15 protein-coding genes and 1 tRNA gene are annotated in these 18,456 nt (G+C 70.3%); 8 read left to right on the forward strand and 8 right to left on the reverse strand.

The annotated features are described in order from the left end of the window. Positions 1–81: 81 nt before the first annotated feature. Complete coding sequence (locus tag IEY88_RS01620) at positions 82–555, forward strand: TspO/MBR family protein (RefSeq protein ID WP_189152744.1); 474 nt, start codon at positions 82–84, stop codon at positions 553–555. Positions 556–557: 2 nt separating this feature from the next. On the opposite strand, the gene IEY88_RS01625 is transcribed toward IEY88_RS01620, so the two are convergent. The 3 genes from IEY88_RS01625 to IEY88_RS01635 are packed head-to-tail and all read right to left on the reverse strand — an operon-like array spanning position 558 to position 3,877. After that, positions 558–986 (reverse strand): DUF4383 domain-containing protein, encoded by a 429-nt coding sequence (locus IEY88_RS01625; RefSeq protein WP_189152745.1) that lies wholly within the window; start codon positions 984–986, stop codon positions 558–560. Between the two features lie 9 nt (positions 987–995). Beyond that, complete coding sequence (locus IEY88_RS01630) at positions 996–1,277, reverse strand: hypothetical protein (RefSeq protein WP_189152746.1); 282 nt, start codon at positions 1,275–1,277, stop codon at positions 996–998. A gap of 50 nt (positions 1,278–1,327) precedes the next feature. Beyond that, complete coding sequence (locus IEY88_RS01635; protein ID WP_229692996.1) at positions 1,328–3,877, reverse strand: ATP-binding protein; 2,550 nt, start codon at positions 3,875–3,877, stop codon at positions 1,328–1,330. Between the two features lie 208 nt (positions 3,878–4,085). Between IEY88_RS01635 and IEY88_RS01640 the strand changes: the two genes are divergently transcribed. The 4 genes from IEY88_RS01640 (at position 4,086) to IEY88_RS45385 (ending at position 10,880) form a co-directional block, all read left to right on the forward strand. Beyond that, positions 4,086–4,169, forward strand: a tRNA-Tyr gene (locus IEY88_RS01640). Positions 4,170–4,248: 79 nt separating this feature from the next. Then, positions 4,249–4,740: a Gmad2 immunoglobulin-like domain-containing protein gene (locus tag IEY88_RS01645; protein ID WP_189152748.1), complete on the forward strand. Its 492-nt coding sequence runs from the start codon at positions 4,249–4,251 to the stop codon at positions 4,738–4,740. Between the two features lie 230 nt (positions 4,741–4,970). Then, positions 4,971–10,436 carry an ATP-binding protein gene (locus IEY88_RS01650; RefSeq protein WP_189152749.1) on the forward strand — a complete coding sequence of 1,822 codons (5,466 nt, stop codon included), beginning with the start codon at positions 4,971–4,973 and terminating at the stop codon, positions 10,434–10,436. A 60-nt stretch (positions 10,437–10,496) separates the two neighbouring features. Beyond that, a complete protein-coding gene (locus IEY88_RS45385; RefSeq protein WP_189152750.1) occupies positions 10,497–10,880 on the forward strand; it encodes a DUF2625 family protein in 384 nt (127 codons plus the stop codon). On the opposite strand, the gene IEY88_RS01660 is transcribed toward IEY88_RS45385, so the two are convergent. Next, complete coding sequence (locus tag IEY88_RS01660) at positions 10,789–11,661, reverse strand: 5'-nucleotidase (protein WP_189152751.1); 873 nt, start codon at positions 11,659–11,661, stop codon at positions 10,789–10,791. The two genes, IEY88_RS45385 and IEY88_RS01660, sit on opposite strands and share 92 nt — an antisense overlap. 51 nt (positions 11,662–11,712) lie before the next feature. On the opposite strand from IEY88_RS01660, the gene IEY88_RS01665 reads away from it, so the two are divergent. After that, a complete protein-coding gene (locus IEY88_RS01665) occupies positions 11,713–12,027 on the forward strand; it encodes a DMT family transporter (RefSeq protein ID WP_189152752.1) in 315 nt (104 codons plus the stop codon). Continuing rightward, a complete protein-coding gene (locus tag IEY88_RS01670; RefSeq protein ID WP_189152753.1) occupies positions 12,027–12,434 on the forward strand; it encodes a DMT family transporter in 408 nt (135 codons plus the stop codon). The genes IEY88_RS01665 and IEY88_RS01670 overlap by 1 nt, the downstream gene beginning before the upstream one ends. Here IEY88_RS01670 and IEY88_RS01675 read toward each other — a convergent pair. From IEY88_RS01675 to IEY88_RS43995, 3 genes are all read right to left on the reverse strand, one after another. Continuing rightward, positions 12,327–13,592, reverse strand: a complete 1,266-nt coding sequence (locus IEY88_RS01675) for a glycosyl hydrolase family 18 protein (RefSeq protein WP_229692997.1) — start codon at positions 13,590–13,592, stop codon at positions 12,327–12,329. The two genes, IEY88_RS01670 and IEY88_RS01675, sit on opposite strands and share 108 nt — an antisense overlap. 185 nt (positions 13,593–13,777) lie before the next feature. Further along, positions 13,778–14,515: an SDR family NAD(P)-dependent oxidoreductase gene (locus tag IEY88_RS01680; RefSeq protein ID WP_189152755.1), complete on the reverse strand. Its 738-nt coding sequence runs from the start codon at positions 14,513–14,515 to the stop codon at positions 13,778–13,780. Positions 14,516–14,522: 7 nt separating this feature from the next. Beyond that, on the reverse strand, positions 14,523–16,721 hold the full coding sequence (locus IEY88_RS43995; RefSeq protein WP_229692998.1) for a serine/threonine protein kinase: 2,199 nt from the start codon (positions 16,719–16,721) through the stop codon (positions 14,523–14,525). A gap of 94 nt (positions 16,722–16,815) precedes the next feature. Between IEY88_RS43995 and IEY88_RS01690 the strand changes: the two genes are divergently transcribed. Beyond that, entirely contained in the window at positions 16,816–17,481 is a 666-nt protein-coding gene (locus IEY88_RS01690; protein ID WP_189152756.1) for a Clp protease N-terminal domain-containing protein, read from the forward strand. Here the strand turns inward: IEY88_RS01690 and IEY88_RS01695 are convergent. After that, positions 17,435–18,400 carry a helix-turn-helix transcriptional regulator gene (locus IEY88_RS01695; protein WP_189152757.1) on the reverse strand — a complete coding sequence of 322 codons (966 nt, stop codon included), beginning with the start codon at positions 18,398–18,400 and terminating at the stop codon, positions 17,435–17,437. The two genes, IEY88_RS01690 and IEY88_RS01695, sit on opposite strands and share 47 nt — an antisense overlap. Positions 18,401–18,456: the final 56 nt, after the last annotated feature.

Genomic DNA, 18,456 nt, shown 5'->3' on the forward strand with positions numbered 1-18,456 from the left:
CGGCGGGCGTCACCTTCCGGACGTCCGCGGCACTCGGATCGCGCGTGCGTCGCCGGGCGCGTGAACGGGTATCAACCAGGCATGACGCTGGTATCCGAACGCCATCCGGTCCGTGCTCTCGGGCTCTTCGCGGGGGCCGTGCTGGTCACCGCCGTGGTGGGCTCGTTGTTCTCCGTGTCCGCCGGGTCGACGTACACGGCTCTGCAGCAGCCTTCCTGGGCGCCGCCCCCGTGGCTGTTCGGTCCTGTGTGGACGACGCTGTACGTGATGATCGCGGTCGCGGGATGGCTGGCGTGGCGGGCCGGGGCGACGCGGGGCGAGCTGACGTTGTTCGGCGCGCAGCTCGTGCTGAACGCGGCCTGGACGCCGTTGTTCTTCGGCCTCGGGTGGTTCTGGGTGGCGTTCGCCGAGATCCTGGTGCTGTGGCTCGCGATCGCCGCGGTGGTCGTGGCCTTCTTCAGGCGCGGCAAGGCCGCCGGGCTGCTCCTCGTGCCCTACCTGGCATGGGTGAGCTTCGCGGCGGCCCTGAACCTGTCGATCGCCCTGTTCAACTGAGGTCAGTTCACGGGCGAGTCGCTGCGGGCGCGTTCGACCGCGGTCGTGGCGACGCCGAGCAGGATCATCCCGGCGCCGAGGCCGAGGTGCAGCCAGTTGTCGGCGGTGTTGACGGGCAGGAAGTTCGCCGCGGTGTGCTCGCCGATCGCCGAGCCGTACACCCACAGGACCACGTAGACGCCACCGCCGACCATGAGGAACGCGCGGGCGGACTGGGCCTTCTTCGCCGCGAGCAGTCCCACGACCCCGAACAGCAGGTGGACGAGGTTGTGCAGCACGGACACGGCGAAGAGGCCGAACAGGAGGGCGCCCGAGTGGCCGGCGAGGCCCAGCTCGTCGTAGTGCGTGGTGATGCCCGGGATGAACCCGAGCACACCGACGAGGAGGAAGGCCGCGCCGGCCACTGAGGCTGCCGTTTGGACTGGTCGCATGCAGGGTGGCTACCCAGCGGTGACCGGAGTGAACTCCCGGAGCACCTCCATGCCGGTCGTCGTGGGCGCGCCCGCCGGTTCGGGGCCGAGCACGCGGGCCAGGACCGGGCCGAGCACCTCGCGGAAGAAGCGGTCGGCGTGCTCCTTCGACTCCCACACGGCGATGATCCGGAACTCACCCTCGGCCTGGCAGGCGTAGCGGGCGCGCAGGCCTTCGGGATCGACCGCGGCCATCATCTGGTCGAGCTGGTCCAGGGAGCGGGTGGGCGGGGTAGCGATGGTGAGCCACATGGGGGTCCTCCTCGGTCGGTGTGGCTCCCAAGGTAGGAAGTTCTCGCTGGTCAGCCATCCGCCGGAGTACTCGGTGCGGTACTCATCCACGCCGCGATCTGGCTGCGGGTGCTGAAGCCGAGCTTGGTGAGGATGTGCTGGACGTGGTTCTGGGCGGTCCGCTCGGAGATCACCAGCCGCCGCGCGATCTGCCGGTTCGTCATGCCCTCGGTCACCAGGGTGGCGACCTCGTGCTCGCGGCTGCTCAGCTCGGTCGTGGTGAAGCCCGTCATGCCCAGCGCTCGGATCGCACGGTCGGCGGAGCGTTGGACGGTGTCGGCGTCGCGGCCCAGCGCGCGCAACGCCGCCGCGAGGTGCCAGCGGGCCTCGGCGGCGAACGCGGGAGCGCCCGCGCGGGAGGCCTCGTCGACGGCGGTGGTGAGGTCGGTGACGGCCTGCTCGTGCTCGCCCAGCGCCAGGTGGCCGCGGCCCAGCGCGAGCGTCACCGGGCCCATGTACGCGACGCCGTTGCCGGCCGCGTGCTCGCCGCGGAACTCCGCGAGCCGGGGCAGGATCAGCTCCAGGTCGTCGGTCAGGCCGAGGCCCGACGTCACCAGGACGGCGTCGACCAGGCCGGGCAGCACGAAGAACGCGGGCAGGTCCCACTGCTCGATCGGCCCGCAGCGGCGGTAGAGCTCGAGGGCCTCGTCGCGCACTCCCGCGCGCAGCAACAGGAACGCCCGCGTGAGCTTCGACATCAGCCGGAACCGCGGTGGCGGGTCGTGGAAGTGGCGGGCCAGCGCCAGGCCGTCCTCGGTGGGGCCGAGATGGCAGGAAAGCCCGCACTGCAAGGCGAAGTAGGCGCCGGATGCCGGTTCGCGCTCGATCACCCGCATCCGGTCGTAGCCGCGCCGCCCGACCTCCTGGGCTTCGGCGAACCGGCCCTGCGCCTGGGCGATGCACGCCGTCACGACGTCGAGGTGCCACAACGGGACCTGGCCACCGACCCGTTCGCAGGCGAGCTTGAGCGCCGGCAGTTCTTCTTGTGCCGCAGCGAGTTCGCCGCTCTCGACCAACGCGTGCACGCGCCAGAGCGAACCCCACATCGCGCCACGCGGGCTGTGCGTGCGGTGGGCGAGGTCGATCATCTCGGTGGCGAGGCCGAGGCGTTCGGCGCGACCGGACGGTCCGGGACACGCCTCCTGCCTGGCGTGCAACGCTTCCGCGAGCGCGCGGTCGTCACCCCGGGCCAGTCGCAGGGCCTCACGGCTCAGCTCGTCGAGCCTGTGCTGTTCGCCGCGGTAGAACGCCAGGTGGCTGCGCTGGGCGAGCAGACGGGCACGGGTGGCCGGGCTGACTTCCTGGCGGAGAGCGTTGTCGCACAACGGGGTCGCGATCGCGTTGACACCCGCGCCGGGTGCGGCTTCGAGGACCAGGGCGGCTTCCGCGCTCTGCTCGGGGTTCCCGGCGAGTTCGGCGGCGCGCTGGGCGGCCTGGACGCACCCCGCGAGGTCCCCGGCGAAGTAGGCGGCCCTGCCCAGGGCCACCTGGACCTCGTGGGTGTCCTGCAGTTCCGCTGCCAGGCGGTAGAGGCGTGCGCCCTCCTCGTAGGCGAGCCTGGCCACCGCGTCCTGCGCCGCGCGAATCGTCCACGTGCGGGCTTCTTCCGTCTCACCGCACGCGTTCCAGTGCCGGGCGACGTCCGCGTAGCGCGTGCTTTCCGCCATCGCCTCGGCGATTCGGCGGTGCAGCACGCGGCGTTCTCCGGGCGTGAGCGAGGCCTCGACGGCGTCGCGGGTGAGGGCGTGCGTGAACCGGTGGCCGGTGGCGTCGACCAGGGACGTCTCGTCCAACGCGCTGATCGGCTGTCCGGAGGCCGCGGCCGCCAGGTCCAGGTCGAAGTCGCGGCCGATCAGCGCCGCCGTCCTGATGAGGTCGCGGGTGCCGGGGGAGAGTCTGGAGAGACGGGCTGTGACGATGTCGCGGACGCTGCGCGGTGGCTGGTCCGCGCGCCACGTGCCGTCGCCGATCGCACGGGCGATCTCCGTGACGAACAACGGGTTCCCGCTGGTCAGCTCGGTGATCGTGGCCGCGTGCTCGGGCCCGGTGAGTTCGGCGACCTCGGCGGCGGACAGTCCGTGCAGGTCGATCCGGTCAGCGGAGCGCATGAGGTCCGCGACCGCCGGGCACGGATCGCGGAACGTCGCGAACAGCAGGCCCCGCGGCCGTGTGGCGAGATGGGCCAGCACGAGCAGCGACGCCTCGTCGGCCCAGTGGACGTCCTCGACGATGATCACCAGACCGTCGCGGTCCAGTGCGGTGGCGATCGCGTCGAACACCCGGAACCTGTCCTGGGGCACTTCGGCGTCGTGGGCGAGGACCCGGTCGGGATCCGCCCCGGCCGCTTTCAGCACCTGCCGCCACGGCCAGAACGCCGGTGCGCCCGATGTCTCCACACAATGCCCCCACACGACCTCCCGGCCGAGCGCGAGGGCGTGCCCGGCGAGTTCCTGGGCCAGCCGCGTCTTGCCGATGCCGGGCTCACCGCCGCAGAGCACCAGCCGCCCGGTCTCCGCCGCCAGCCACGACCGCACCGCGGCGAGCTCGCGAGCTCGTCCCACGACCCGCACACCTGGATGTCGTTCCGAGCGCCTGCGCCGTTTCCCCTTTAATCGTTGGCGGGCTCGGCCCGGATCCGGCAAGGTGATCCGCATGCGCCGCTATCAGCCCGGATCAGGCTCTCCGTCGTGATGCCCTGAGGCCTCACCGATGTCGAGAGCCGCCCCCCGTGCTGAACGGGTCAGGGCGACTTTTTCCTGTCCGAACCAGGGTGGAGATGAGGCTGTGGAGCCTCGCCCGTCTGTAAAACGGGAGCCCCGCGCGTAGTCGGTTCGACTCCGACCTCCACCACCAGCCGTTGCGCCACCGGGGTGAACCCCGGCAACGACCCCCTGCCCGTCCGCGATCTACCCAGCGGAGGGAAGGGGAAGACATGTCCATCGACATCCAGCAGCCCCGGCCGCAGGGCCTGGTCGGCAGCCACGTCCAGATCGCCGGCACCGCGGGCGGAGCGTTCGAGGCTCAGTTCAACTACCGGATCCACGAGGGTCACGACGAGGTCGTCGGCGGGTTCATGGCCGGTGACGGGGTCGGCGGCCACGGCCAGTTCCAGGTCGGGGTCGACGTCTCGGCCGCGTCGTTCGCGCTCGACCGGCTCTTCGTCGAGGTGTTCTGGGTCTCGCCCAAGGACGGTGCCGAACTCGACAAGGTGATCGTGCCGGTCGTGTACGGGCCGCGGATCGTGCCCGGCTACCGGGTCTTCCAGGAGTACGAGATCAAGCCCGGTGACACGCTGTGGGGGATCGCCACCCAGTTCTACGGTTCCGGCAACCTCTACACGCGCCTGGTGCGGGCGAACCCGCACGTCATCACGGACCCAAACGTCATCACGCCGGGGACCGTCATCCGGATTCCGCAGTCGTGACCCTCCGGGTCCTCCCTCGAAGCGGACCAGGGGGAGGGCCCGGCCGTGAGTTGGGACACGGGCTCAAGTGAAGCTGTGCCGAGGACCTGGTGCCTTGTTGGTTTCATACAAAGCACGCTGCTCAACTCGTTCCGATCCAGCGGTTCAGTTACCGGCTGGTAGACGAGAGTGTGTACATCGATTGGGCGGCGACTGCCGCTGAGGTTGTCTGTCCGCGAGGAGAGAAGTCGTTGTTCAGTCGTGTAGCGATCGTCAACCGCGGGGAAGCCGCAATGCGGCTGATCCACGCCGTCCGTGAGCTCGCCGCCGAGTCAGGGGAACGGATCGAGACCGTCGCCCTGTACACCGACGTCGACAAGTCGGCGCCGTTCGTACGGGAAGCCGACCTGGCCCACAACCTCGGCCTGGCGGCGGACCGTCCGTACCTGAACCTCGAGGTGCTGGAGAAGGCGCTCGTCGAGACGAAGGCCGACGCCGCGTGGGTCGGCTGGGGTTTCGTCGCCGAGATCCCCGAGTTCGCCGAGCTGTGCGAGAAGGTCGGCGTCACGTTCGTCGGCCCGTCCGCCGAGGCCATGCGCAAGCTCGGTGACAAGATCGGCTCGAAGCTGATCGCCGAGGAGGTCGGGGTCCCGGTCGCGCCGTGGTCGCGCGGCGCCGTCGAGAACCTCGAGCACGCCTTGAAGGTGGCCGAGGAGGTCACCTACCCGTTGATGCTCAAGGCGACCGCCGGTGGTGGCGGGCGCGGCATCCGCAAGATCACCTCTCCTGCCGAGATGGAGGAGAACTTCGAGCGCACCAGCCTGGAGGCCGCGCGCGCGTTCGGCTCCGGCGTGATGTTCCTGGAGCGCCTCGTCACCGGCGCCCGGCACGTCGAGGTGCAGGTCATCGCCGACGGCCAGGGCACGGCGTGGGCGCTCGGCGTCCGCGACTGCTCGGTGCAGCGGCGCAACCAGAAGATCATCGAGGAGTCGGCCTCGTGCGTGCTGGAGCCGCACCAGGTCGACGAGCTCAAGTCCTCGGCCGAGCGGCTAGCGAACGCCGTGGGCTACCGCGGCGCGTGCACCGTCGAGTTCCTCTACCACCCCGGTGAGAAGCTCTTCGCGTTCCTCGAGGTCAACACCCGCCTGCAGGTCGAGCACCCGATCACCGAGATCACCACGAGCTTCGACCTGGTCAAGGCGCAGCTGCACGTCGCTGGCGGCGGCAAGCTCGAGGGCTCCAAGCCCGTCGAACTGGGCCACGCCGTCGAGGCCCGCCTGAACGCCGAGGACCCGGACCGCGACTTCGCGCCGTGCCCCGGCACGATCGTTCGGCTGGAGCTCCCGGCAGGTCCCGGCATCCGCGTCGACACCGGCGTGGCCGAGGGCTCGCAGATCCCCGCCGACTTCGACTCGATGATCGCGAAGATCATCGCGTACGGCCGCAACCGCGACGAGGCGCTGGGCAAGCTGCGCCGCGCGATGGCCGAGACGACCGTCATCATCGAGGGCGGCACGACCAACAAGAGCTTCGTGCTCGACCTGCTCGACGAGCCCGCCGTGATCGACGGCTCGGCCGACACCTCGTGGATCGACCGCGTCCGCGCCGAGGGCGGCCTGATCTCGCACCGGCACTCCGCGATCGCCCTGGCCGCGGCCGGCATCGAGGTGTACGAGGACGAGGAGCAGATCAACCGCACCGAACTGCTGGCGTCCGCCCACGGTGGCCAGCCGCGCACGAACCACGAGGGCGCGGTCAAGCTGGAGTTCGTGCTGCGCGGTCAGCCCTACGTCGTGACCGTCGCCCGCGCCGGTGCCGCGAAGTACCGCGTCGGTGTGTCGGCCGCGGACTCCGGGACCGTGCTGACCGGTGACGTCGACGTCGAGCGGTTCGACCACCAGATCGGCCAGATCACCGTCAACGGCACCAGGTTCCGCGTCGTCACCGGCACGCACGGCGTGGTCCACCAGGTGGAGGTCGACGGGGTCACCCACCGCGTCACCCGTGACGAGGGCGGCGTCCTGCGCTCGCCGATGCCCGCGCTGGTCGTCGCGACGCCGCTCGCGGTCGGCGCCGAGGTCGAGGCCGGTGCCCCGGTGCTCGTGCTCGAGGCGATGAAGATGGAGACGGTGCTGCGCGCGCCGTTCCGCGCCCGGTTGAAGGAGCTGAACGTCGTCGTCGGCACGCAGGTGCCCGCCGGTGGCGCGTTGCTGAAGCTCGAGGAGATCGAGGACGAGGCCGGCGCAGCCGAGGTCGCGAAGCCCGAGTCGGCGGTCGAGCTGGAACTGCCCGTGCCGCGCACGGACGTCCGGCCGGAGGACCTCGCCGCCCGCGGCATCGACGACCTGCGCAACCTGTTGCTGGGCTTCGACACCACCGCCGCCGACACCGAGCGGGTGCTGGCGGACTACATGGGCGCGCGGGAGAACCTGCGGGAACGGCCGCTCGTGCAGGAGGCGACGCTGCTCGGCATCTTCGCCGACCTGTGCGACCTCTCGCGCAACCGTCCCGCCGGTGAGGAGACCAAGCCGGAGAACCACATCCACTCTCCGCGCGAGCACTTCCACACGTACCTCAAGACCCTGGACGCCGACCGCGCGGCACTGCCGGAGGGCTTCCGCGCCCGCCTGCAGAACGTGATCGGTCACTACGGCATCACCGAGCTCGACCGCACGCCGGAGCTGGAGCAGGCCGTTTTCCGCATCTTCGTGGCGCTGCGCCGCGGCGTGTTCGACGCGGCCGTCGCCACGACCCTGCTGCGCCGCTGGGTGCAGGAGGCGCCGCCGGTCGAGTCCGAGCGCGTGCGGGTCGGCCTGGTGCTGGAGCACATCGTCGCCGCGACGCAGGTCCGCTACCCGGCGGTGGCCGACCTCGCCCGCAGCGTCGTGTTCACGTGGTTCGCGCAGCCGTTGGTGCGCCGCAACCGCGCCCGCGTGCACAGCGAGGTCCGCAAGCACCTCATCCACCTCGACGCGCAGCCCCAGGCGGCTGACCGCGAGGAGCGGATCGTCGCGATGGTGGCGTCGGCCGAACCGCTGGTGCGCCTGCTCGGGCAGCGCATCGGCAAGCCCGGCGCGGACAACACCCCGCTGCTGGAGGTGCTGGCCCGCCGCTACTACACGAAGAAGGCCCTGGAGAGCCCGCGCACCGACGGCGCGTTCTTCATCGCCGAGAACGAGCCCGAGCAGACCAGGCTCATCTCGACCGCCGTGGAGTTCTCGTCGCTGACCGAGGCCGTCGGTGACGTCGTCAAGCACGGCAACGGAAGCGCCGTCGTCGTCGACCTCTACGTCAACTGGCCCGACGGCCCGTCCGACCAGGACGAGATGGCCGCCGGACTGGGCGCCGCCCTGGCCGCGCACCAGCTGCCGCCGACGATCACCCGCATCACCACCACCGTGGCGGGCCGCCGCGGCGAGTCGATGCACCACCACTTCACGTTCCGCCCGTCGTCCAACGGGTTCGCGGAGGAGAGGCTGGTGCGCGGGCTGCACCCGCGCATCGCCGAACGCATGCAGCTGGAGCGGCTGCGGGAGTTCGACCTCACACGTCTGTCCTCTGTGGACGAGGACGTGTACCTGTTCCGTGCCGTGGCCAAGGCGAACAAGTCCGACGAGCGGCTCGTGGCGCTGGGCCAGGTCCGCGACCTGACGCCGCTGCGCGACGACGAGGGCCGGATCGTGGCGCTGCCCGCCGCGGAGGACGTGCTGGCCACGTGCCTGGACGGCATCCGCAGGGCGCGCGCGCAGTCCGGTGGCCGCACCCGCCTCGCGACCAACCGCGTCGTGCTCTACGCGTGGCCGCCCACCGAGCTCGGCTCGAAGGACCTCGACGCGATCGGTCAGCGCGTGCTGCCGACGACCGCGGGCCTGGACCTGGAGGAGGTGCTGTTCCTGGCACGTCGCCGCGACCCGGTCTCCGGTGAGCTGTCCGACATCGGTGTGCGGATCGCGAACGACGCCGGCTCGGGCGTGCGGTTCTCGTTCGTGCAGCCGCCGACCGAGCCGATCCAGCCGTTGGACGACTACCGCCAGAACGTGCTGCGCGCCCAGTCGCGGGGCACGATCTACCCGTACGAGCTGGTCGAGATGCTCGTCGGCGACGGTGGCTCGTTCGTGGAGCACGACCTCGTCGACGGCGCGCTGGTGCCGGTCGACCGCCCGCGCGGTGGCAACAAGGCGGGCATCGTCGTCGGTGTCGTGACGACGCCGACCCCGGCGTACCCCGAGGGCATGAAGCGCGTGGTGCTGCTGGGTGACCCGACGAAGTCGTTGGGCGCGCTGGCCGAGCCCGAGTGCTCGCGGGTGATCCACGCGATCGACCTGGCCGAGTCGTTGTCCGTTCCGCTGGAGTGGTTCTCGCTCTCGTCGGGCGCGAAGATCTCGATGAGCTCCGGTGTCGAGAACATGGACTGGGTGGCCGCGGCACTGAAGCGGATCGTCGAGTTCACGCAGGACGGTGGCGAGATCAACGTCGTCGTCAACGGCATCAACGTCGGCGCCCAGCCGTACTGGAACGCCGAGGCCACGATGCTCATGCACACCAAGGGCATCCTGGTCATGACCCCGGACTCGGCGATGGTGCTGACCGGCAAGCAGGCGCTGGACTTCTCCGGTGGCGTCTCGGCCGAGGACAACTACGGCATCGGCGGCTACGACCGCGTCATGGGCCCGAACGGCCAGGCGCAGTACTGGGCCCCGAACCTGCGCGCGGCGTTCGACGTGCTGCTGGGCCACTACGAGCACAGCTACATCGCGCCGGGCGAGACTTCGCCGCGTCGAGTGTCCACTTCGGACCCTGTTGGTCGTGACGTGTCGTCGTACCCACACGTGGTGGGGGACAGCCCGTTCACCACGGTCGGCGAGATCTTCTCGATCGAGTCGAACCCGGACCGCAAGAAGCCGTTCGACATCCGCACCGTGATGAGGGCGCTTTCGGACCAGGACCACGAGGTGCTGGAGCGCTGGGCCGGCATGGCCGACGCCGACACCGCCGTCGTCCAGGACGTGCACCTCGGCGGCATCCCGGTGACGCTGCTCGGCGTCGAGTCGCGCGGGGTGTCGCGCACCGGCTTCCCGCCCACCGACGGTCCGGACACCTACACCGCCGGCACGTTGTTCCCGAAGTCGTCGAAGAAGGCGGCCCGCGCGATCAACGCGGCCTCGGGCAACAGGCCCCTGGTGGTGCTGGCGAACCTGTCCGGCTTCGACGGCTCCCCGGAGTCGATGCGGGAACTGCAGCTGGAGTACGGCGCCGAGATCGGCCGCGCGATCGTCAACTTCCGCGGCCCGATCGTCTTCACCGTGATCTCGCGGTACCACGGCGGCGCGTTCGTGGTCTTCTCGAAGGCCCTGAACCCGTCCATGACGGTGCTCGCGGTCGAGGGCTCGTTCGCCTCGGTCATCGGTGGCGCGCCCGCCGCGGCCGTGGTGTTCGCTCGCGAGGTCGACGGCCGCACGGCCAACGACCCGCGTGTGAAGAAGCTGGAGTCCGCGGTCGCCGAGGCCTCCGGTGCCGAGCGCTCGGCACTGACCGCCGAGCTGGCGACGACGCGGCAGGGCGTGCGGACCGAGAAGCTGAACGAGATGGCCGCCGAGTTCGACCGCGTGCACAGCGTGCAGCGCGCGGTGGAGGTCGGCGCGGTCGACGCGATCATCTCGGCCGCGCAGCTGCGGCCGGCGATCATCAAGGCGATCGAGGACGGTCTCGCGAAGTAGCGTCTAGGATCTGGCCCGGTCATCCGTTGTGGATGGCCGGGCTTTTTCTTTGGGGGAACTGTGCGGGACATCGCCGAACTGACCGATGTGGACGATCCGGGCTGGCCCGCCGTGCTGGACGCCGTTCGTGAAGGGCAGACCTCGTGCGAGGTGCTGCCGGCGGATCCTGAGGCGTGCCGGGCGACGTTGCTGCAGCTGCAGGTGACCGCGCGGTCGTTGCTCGGCGCCGTCGTGCTCAACAGCGGTGGTCTGGTGCTGCACCACGGCTGGCTGCGGGTGTACGGCGGGTCAGGCGGTGCCGATGCCGCAGCTGGTCGCGTTCCACGCGGACACGGCCCGGCAGCTCGGCTGATCACTCGTTCGACACCCCGAACGGGACGTGCACGCACGGCACCGTCGAGATCAGGTGCCCGCGCTGGTCGTCGAAGAAGATGTGCGGCTTGAGCACGTCCAGGATCGGCGCCTTCTTCAGACCTCCCAAGAAGAACGCGTCGTTCACCGTCAGCCCCCAGGCTTTGAGGCTGTTGATCGCGCGCTCGTGGGCGGGGGCGGAGCGCGCGGTCACCACCGAGACCCGGATGCGGTCCTCGGCCTGGCGCTGGATCCGGTTCACGCCCGCGAGGAAGTTCCGCAGCGGCCCGGGATCCAGCGGTGTGACGACGTTCGTGGCCTCGTGCCGCTGGAACTGGTCGAGGCCGCCGCTCTGGTAGATCCGCTCGGACGCGTCGTCGGCGAGGACACCGTCGAAGTCGAACGCGATCCGCAGCGCCGGGTCGTCGTCGTCCTGGAACGACGACTTGAGGACCTGGCCCGCGGGCATACCCGCGTTCGTGGCCTTGCGGACGTCCTTTTCGTTGGCGGACAGGAACAGTGACATGTTCAGCGCCGGCATGTACTCGTGCGGGGCGCGGCCCTCGGTGAAGATCGCGCGGGTGATCGTGAGGCCGTGGTGGGCGGCGGATCGCAGGATGCGCAGGCCGGTGTCGGGGGAGTTGCGCGACAGCACGATCACCTCGACCAGCGGTGCGAGGTCGTTGAGCTGCAGCAGGCGGCGGATGAACGGGAACGCGACACCCGCGGCGAACGGTTCGGCGAGGTGTGCCTCTTGGTAGGCGCGGTAGGCCTGTTCGCCCTCCGTCGCGAAGACGGCGTCGGACTGCGCCAGGTCGAACAGAGCGCTCGACGCGACGCCTACGACCAGCAGGTTCTCCAGGCTGGGAGCCACATCACGTGATCGTAGCCGCCCCGTTTCCGCTTTTCTGGTACGGTCGTACCAATGTACTGGGTTGTGCTGGTGGCGTCAGGGGTGCTGGAGGCCGTATGGGCCACGGCGCTCGCGGCGTCCAACGGTTTTCGCCGGCCGTGGCCGGTGGTGGTGTGGGCCGTGACCATGGCGTTGAGCCTCGTCGGGCTCGCGTGGGCGATGCGGGGGATCCCGGTCGGCACGGCGTACGCGGTGTGGGTCGGCGTGGGAGCCGTGCTCACGGTGCTCGTCGCGGTGCTGCGCGGTGAGGAGAAGCTCGGGGTGGCCAAGGCGTTGCTGCTCGTCGCGTTGATCGGCTGCGTCGCGGGCCTGAAGGTGGTGAGCTGATGTACTGGGCCGTGTTGCTGGCGAGCGCCGTGCTCGAGGCGGTGTGGGCGACGGCGTTGTCCCAGGAGGCCTATGTGCTCTTCGCGGTCGCCACGACGCTGAGCATGGCCGGGCTTTCCTTTGTCATGAAACGGATTCCGGTCGGCACCGCGTACGCGGTGTGGGTCGGCATCGGCGCCGCCCTGACCGTGGCGTGGGCGATGATCACCGGCGAGGAGACGGTCTCCGTGTGGAAGATCGTGTTCCTCACCGGGATCATCGCCTGCGTCATCGGCCTGAAGTTCCTGAAGTCAGGAGGGTCAGGCGTTGATGGTCCACCGCTGGTTGGCGGTTCCGGCGCAGTCCCAGAGCTGGAGCCTGGTGCCGTCGGCGGAGCTGTTCCCGGTGGCGTCGAGACACCTTCCTGACGCCGTGTTGCGCAGCTGGCCGTTGGCCTCGGCGGTCCACTGCTGGTTGCCGGAGCCGGTGCAGTCCCAAAGCTGCGTCACGGCGCCGTTCGCGGTGCCGGACGCGTCGAGGCACTTGCCCAAGGCGCGCAACGTGCTTCCGTTGCGCGTCCACTGCTGGGCGTTCGTGCCGTTGCACGAGTAGAGCTGCACGGCGGTGCCGTTGGCGGAGTTCGCCGCGGCCACGTCCACGCACTTGCCGCCGAAACCGGTGATGGTGCCGCCGGTGGGAGGCTGGGGGTTGCCGTTGCCGGCGGTCTCCCAGATGGCGTTGAGCAGGCTGGTGCTGCCGGTCGTGTCCTGGGAGAGCTCCCAGTTCATGATGCCGCCCGCGTTGGCCAGCGCCCACTGCGTCTTGCGACGGATCGTCGGCAAGCCGTTGTAGGAGTTGCCGTTGTAGCTGTCGCGGTTGGCGTTGGCCGGGTCCTGCGCGACGAGGTCGCGGTAGGAGATGTAGGTCGGCCGGCTGTAGAACGGCACACCGAGAACGGCCTTGCTCGCCGGCAGTCCGCGGTTCTTCCACAAGTTGACGGAAGCGATCGACCAGTCGTAGTTCGCGTGCGGGCTGCCGCCGTCGTAGGCCATGATGTTCAGCCAGTCGACGATGCCGAAGACCGCGGGCTGCACGCCGTTCGCCGTGCCGCCCTCGCTCACGACCGCGGCCGTGAGCAGCTTGCCGCGGCTGTGCAGCTGGTCGCCCAGCTGACGCATCAGCAGCGTGTAGTTGTCACCCTCGACGCCCGGATCCGGGTACTCCCAGTCCATGTCGACGCCGTCGAGGTTGTACTGGCTGACCAGGTTGATCAGCGCGTTGACGAACGTCGTGCGGCCGTTGGCGCTGGCCGCGAGGATCTCGAAGTTGTCGTCGTTGCCGTCGTTCCAGCCACCGACGGCGATCGAGACCTTGACACCGTTCTGGTGGCCGAGGCTCACCAGCTGCTGCAGCTTGCCGGGGTCGGGCACGCCCTGGAGCGTGCCGTTGGAGTTCGGCAGCACGAACGAGTAGTTGATGTGCGTCAGCTTGTTGTACGGAAGCGTGCTGACGTTGCCGGCCCACGACGGCATGTAGCCGACGCTCTTGAACCCGGCGGGGTAGGCGGCCTGCGCGGCAGGCGCCATGACTGTCAATGTCGCCGCGGCGGCGGCCAGCGCGAGGCCGGCGGCACCGAGGCGTGAGCGGAATGAACGCATTGCAGGGGAGGCCTTCCACTTCGTCGAGCGCCCACCGCGACGTTAGTGGTCTAGACCGGTTGCGGGAAGATCAACTCGGTACCGGAACTGGTTCCGGTACCGGTTCCATGCGATCACCGGAGGTGCGAGGCACCGTTCACGTCGATGATGGTGCCACTCGCCCACAGCGCGTTCTCCGTGGTCAGCCACGCGACGGCCGCAGCGACCTCCTCGGGTTCGGCGACGCGGCCGAACGGGCTCTGCGCCCGGATCAGCTCCCCTTCCGGGCTCGCGAGGAGGTCCGTGACCATGCCGGTCCTGACGAATCCGGGTGCGACGCCCGCGACCGCGATGCCCTGCGGCGCCAACGACTGGGCGAGCGACTGCGTCATCGCGTGCAGCCCCGCCTTCGCCGCCCCGTACGCGGGGGCATCGGGCTCACCCCGGTAGGCACCCCGCGAGCCGACGTTGATGATGCGGCCACCGGTGGTCATGTGCCGGACCGCGTGCCAGGCGAGGTCGGCCGGGCCGAACAGGTTGAGCTCGACGGTGCGGCGCCAGGCCTGCTGCCACTCCTCGAAGCTCGTCGTGGTGATGGGGTGGTGGAAGTAGACACCCGCGTTGTTGACGAGGACGTCGAGGCCGCCGAGCTTCTCGACGGCCTCGCTCACGACCTGTCCGGCCTGGTCCGCGCCGAGGTCGCCCTGGACGGTGACGTGCCCAGTGCCCGGCAGCGCTGTCGTGACCGCCCGGGCCTCCTCCTCGCCGGAGCGGTAGTGGACGGCCACCTGGTGCCCTTGCTGGGCAAGCGCGTGGGCGATGGCGGCACCGATGCCGCGGGATGCTCCGGTGACGAGCGCGCGTCGAGTCATGCCCCGATCATGCCTGGTTGTCGATCATCCACTTCCCGTTCTGCTGCACGAACGTGTACGTGTGCGTCTCGGTGTCGGTGACGGCCCCACCCTGCATGTACTGCAGCGTCACGGTCACCACGTTGTCGCCCTGCGGCACGAAGTTCGACAGCTGCACCGCCGTGTAATTGCTCCAGAACGTCTGGTAGTTCTGGAAGCTCGGCGTGCGAACGGACTTGAACCTGTCCGTGAGCGACGCGTAGCCCGCCTCCAGGTTGCCGGGGATCAGCGCGTAGTAGGCGGTGATGGCCTCCTGCGCGTTCTTCGGGCCGGCGGGAGGCTGCGGGGTCTCGCTCGGGGTGCTCGCGGGAGGCGTGGTCTCGCTGGTGGCGGGCGGCTGCGTCTGGCTGTTCCCCGGCTGCTGGGGCTGCGTCTGGCCCGTCGTCTGACCGGTGCTCTGGTTCGGCGTGCCGGTGGAGGACTGGCTGTTCGTGCCGGGCGTCTGGGCGTTCTGGTTGCCGCCGTCGCCCTTGGGCCACAACAGGAACGAGCCGACGCCCACGGCGATCACGAGCAGCACGATCGCGATGGGGACCAGCGGGAACTTGCGGCGGTTCTCGCCGGACTCCGCTGGGGGTACTGGTGGGGTGCTGGTAGGGGGTACAGCCGCCGGTGCGCCGGAGGCTGCGACGCCCGCGCCTCCCGCTGTGAAGGTCTGGCGCGCTGGGGTGGTGGGGAGCGCTGCCGTGCCGCCTGTTGCTGGGGCCTGGCGGGTTCGGGGTTCCGGGGTCGCGGGCGGGGTGGCTTGCTGCGCCTGCGGTGAACCGGAGGCCGCGCTTCCGGCTGCGGCACCGGCGGCCACCGGGGCACCGGCGCTCGCCGCGGACCCGGTGCCAGCGGTGGATCCAGTGCCTGCGGGGGTTTCGGTGCCGCCCGCTGATCCGGCGCCTGCTGCGGTTCCAGCGCTCGCCGTGGTCCCCGCGGCCGCTGAGCCCTCGGCGCTCGCCGCTGCCCCTTGCCCCGCTTCGGCCCCGGTGCTTTCCGCAGCCCCGGAATCTTTCGCGGACCCGGCGTCTGCCGTGGTCCCAGCACCTGCCGCCGATCCCGCGTCTGCGGCCACGGCACCCTCGGCGCCTGCCGCCGACCCCCGGCTCGCCTCGGCCTCGGCCTCGGCACCCTCCGCCGCACCTTCCGCGCCCTCAACGGGCGCCTCCGGCGTGACGACGGGCTTCGTGGCCGGCTTCGCGGGCGGAGCCGTCAGGCCCGCTGCCTCCGCAGCCGCGGCGCCCGCGACCAACCCTGCCGCGGCAGCCGCTGCCTCCTGCCTCGCCTTCTCCTCCGGCTGGGCCTCCACCGGGAGCTTGACCGTCGCCGGGATGATGACGGTCGCCTCGGAGACCTGCGGCGTCTCGTTAACGACGGCGGCCAGCAGGTGCACGGCCTCCTGCATGCTCGGGCGGCGCTTCGGGTCCGTCGCGAGCAGCCGGAACAGCACGGGGGACAGCAGGGGGCCCGCGTTCGCCGGCGGCATGATCGAGCCGCTGGCGACGCGGTGCAGCATCACGAGGTTGTTGTCCGCGGTGCCGAAGGGCGGGCCGCCCTCGACGGCGTTGTAGAGCGTGGCGCCCAGCGAGAAGACGTCCGAGGGCAGGCCCGCGTCCTCGCCGCGGGCGACCTCGGGGGAGAAGAACGCGGGGGTGCCGACGGTGCCCGTCGCGGTGGCGGTGGCGTCCTCGCCGGTGGCGCGGGATATGCCGAAGTCGGTGATCTTGACTTCCTGGTCGCCGATCAGGACGTTGCCGGGCTTCACGTCGCGGTGCTGGATGCCGTGGCGGTGCGCGGCGGCCAGGGCGGCGGCGGTGTAGCACCCGATGCGGGCCACCTCGCGGGGTGGCAGGGTGCCCTGCTCGGCGATCACGGCGGCGAGGCTGCGGGAGGGGAGGTACTCCATGATCAGCCAGGGGCGGCCGTCCTCCTCCACGACGTCGTAGACGCGGATGGCGTTCGGGTGCTCCAGCCGGGCGGCGAGGCGGGCCTCGCGCATCGCCCTGGCCTTCGCGCGGTCCACCCTGGCGTCGTCGAGACCGTCCAGCCCGAGCAACTCCTTCGCCGCGACCACGCGGTGCAGTTGCTCGTCATAGGCCTGCCAGACGACTCCCATCGCCCCTTGGCCGACCTTCTGCTTCAACTGGTAGCGGCTTCCGATGAGCCGGCTGGTCTCCTCCACGCGGGTGCTCCCGTCCCCTCTGAATCACTCACAAGTGTGACGGTTGCCGCGTTCGCCGTTGACCATAACCCCATATGGGGGTATTAATGGGGTTATGCCGAAAATCAACGTGTACCTGCCCGATGAGCTCGCCGAATCCGTGAAAGACATGAACATTCCCGTCTCGGCGATCTGCCAGAGAGCCCTCGAGGGGTCGGTCAAACGGATCGTCGCGATCCGGGCGCTCACCGTCCAGGACCTCAAGCGCGACAACTTCCCCCAGTTCACCGACCGCGCGTGGAAGGCGCTCCAAATCGCCGCCGAGTGCGCCGAGGGCACCAAGATCGGCACGGCCCACCTCCTGAACGGCATCGTCCGCGAGGGCGGGAACCTGGCGCTGGACGTGCTGCGCGCGATCGACATCACGCCAGAAGGCGTTCCTTCCTTCATTCCCTGCGACATCGGCCGGAAACCCGGGTTCGCCGACGACGCCGCCGCCGCGCTCGAACTCGCGGTCACCGAGTCCATCGCGCTCGGCCACAACTACGTCGGCTGCGAACACCTGCTGCTCGGGATCGTCGCCGAACCGAACGGCAAGGGCGGCGAGGAACTGCGCGAGCTGGGCGCGGAGATCAAGGCCACGCGCCGGGCGGTCCAGACGGCGCTCGCGGGCATCGTCCACCTCCAGAAGCAGCAGAAGGCCACCCCGGATGCGGCGAAGGTGCTGGAGATGATCATGACTCGGCTCGCTCGGCTGGAGCAGCACGCGGGTATCGGCTGACGAGCTCCGCGCCTATGCGCGCCAGGTGTTCCTCCAACTCGGGCGACTCGACGGTGATCAGACCGCCCCACCCGGCGACGTTGCGGGCGATGTCGAGCGGCCGCGGCGCCGTCAGTTCGACTTCCGTGTGCTCGCCCCGCACCCCGACGACCGTGCAGTGGCGGCCGTGCTGGTGCTGGAACACGTCCAGGAACCTCGTGGGCACGAGCACCGTCGCCGACGTCGCCGAGCGCTTCGCCTCCACGGCCGTCACGACCTCGTCCCAGGCACCGGCGAGCTCGAAGCCGTCGGGCCGGGTGGCCGGGGTGCCGGTGAGGGAGACACCCAGGATGCGATCGAGCCGGAACGTGCGCTGCCCTTCACTGGTGCCGGCGATGAAGTACCAGGTGCCGTCCTTGTCGACGAGTCCCCACGGGTCAACCTCGCGCCCTTTCGGTGCCTCGCCTCGCTTCTGGTAGGTCAGCCGCACCCGCACCTGTTTGACGACGGCCTGCTGCAGCGTGGTGGCGATGACCGGCCGGTCCCTGGTGTCCTCGCCCCACGCGGCCGTGTCAATGACCGTCGCGTCCGCAGCGGCCTCGGCCTCGGCGCGGAACGTCTGCGGCAACGCGCGCACCAGCTTGCGCAGCGCCGACTTGACCTGCGGCGCCACGGACGCGGCCGGTCCGGCGATCAGGAACAACGCCTGCGCCTCCGCCGAGGTCAGGCCGCTCAGATCCGTGCGCGCGCCGCCGACGAGCGACCAGCCCCCACCTCTCCCCGGCTGGGGGTACACGGGTACCCCCGCCGCGGACAGCGCTTCGAGGTCACGGCGTGCCGTGGCGTTGGAGACCTCGAGCTCCTCGGCCAGTTCGGCGGCGGTCACCCGGCCGCGAGCCTGCATCAGAAGCAACGTGGCGACGAGACGGTCTGCGCGCATGTCTCCAGATTCCCGCTAAAAGTGCTCACTGGATGAGCACTTTACGGCCGAAGCTG

It is taken from the genome of Lentzea pudingi (assembly GCF_014646255.1).
GTDB lineage: Bacteria > Actinomycetota > Actinomycetes > Mycobacteriales > Pseudonocardiaceae > Lentzea > Lentzea pudingi.

Excerpts from the sequence above, each read along its gene's own strand:
- IEY88_RS01680 (WP_189152755.1), bottom strand. The coding sequence starts at position 14,515 with ATGACTCGACGCGCGCTCGTCACCGGAGCATCCCGCGGCATCGGTGCC.
- IEY88_RS01670 (WP_189152753.1), top strand. The coding sequence starts at position 12,027 with ATGTACTGGGCCGTGTTGCTGGCGAGCGCCGTGCTCGAGGCGGTGTGG.
- IEY88_RS01675 (WP_229692997.1), bottom strand. The coding sequence starts at position 13,592 with ATGGCGCCTGCCGCGCAGGCCGCCTACCCCGCCGGGTTCAAGAGCGTC.
- IEY88_RS01665 (WP_189152752.1), top strand. The coding sequence starts at position 11,713 with ATGTACTGGGTTGTGCTGGTGGCGTCAGGGGTGCTGGAGGCCGTATGG.
- IEY88_RS01690 (WP_189152756.1), top strand. The coding sequence starts at position 16,816 with ATGCCGAAAATCAACGTGTACCTGCCCGATGAGCTCGCCGAATCCGTG.
- IEY88_RS01695 (WP_189152757.1), bottom strand. The coding sequence starts at position 18,400 with ATGCGCGCAGACCGTCTCGTCGCCACGTTGCTTCTGATGCAGGCTCGC.
- IEY88_RS01620 (WP_189152744.1), top strand. The coding sequence starts at position 82 with ATGACGCTGGTATCCGAACGCCATCCGGTCCGTGCTCTCGGGCTCTTC.
- IEY88_RS01630 (WP_189152746.1), bottom strand. The coding sequence starts at position 1,277 with ATGTGGCTCACCATCGCTACCCCGCCCACCCGCTCCCTGGACCAGCTC.
- IEY88_RS01645 (WP_189152748.1), top strand. The coding sequence starts at position 4,249 with ATGTCCATCGACATCCAGCAGCCCCGGCCGCAGGGCCTGGTCGGCAGC.
- IEY88_RS01625 (WP_189152745.1), bottom strand. The coding sequence starts at position 986 with ATGCGACCAGTCCAAACGGCAGCCTCAGTGGCCGGCGCGGCCTTCCTC.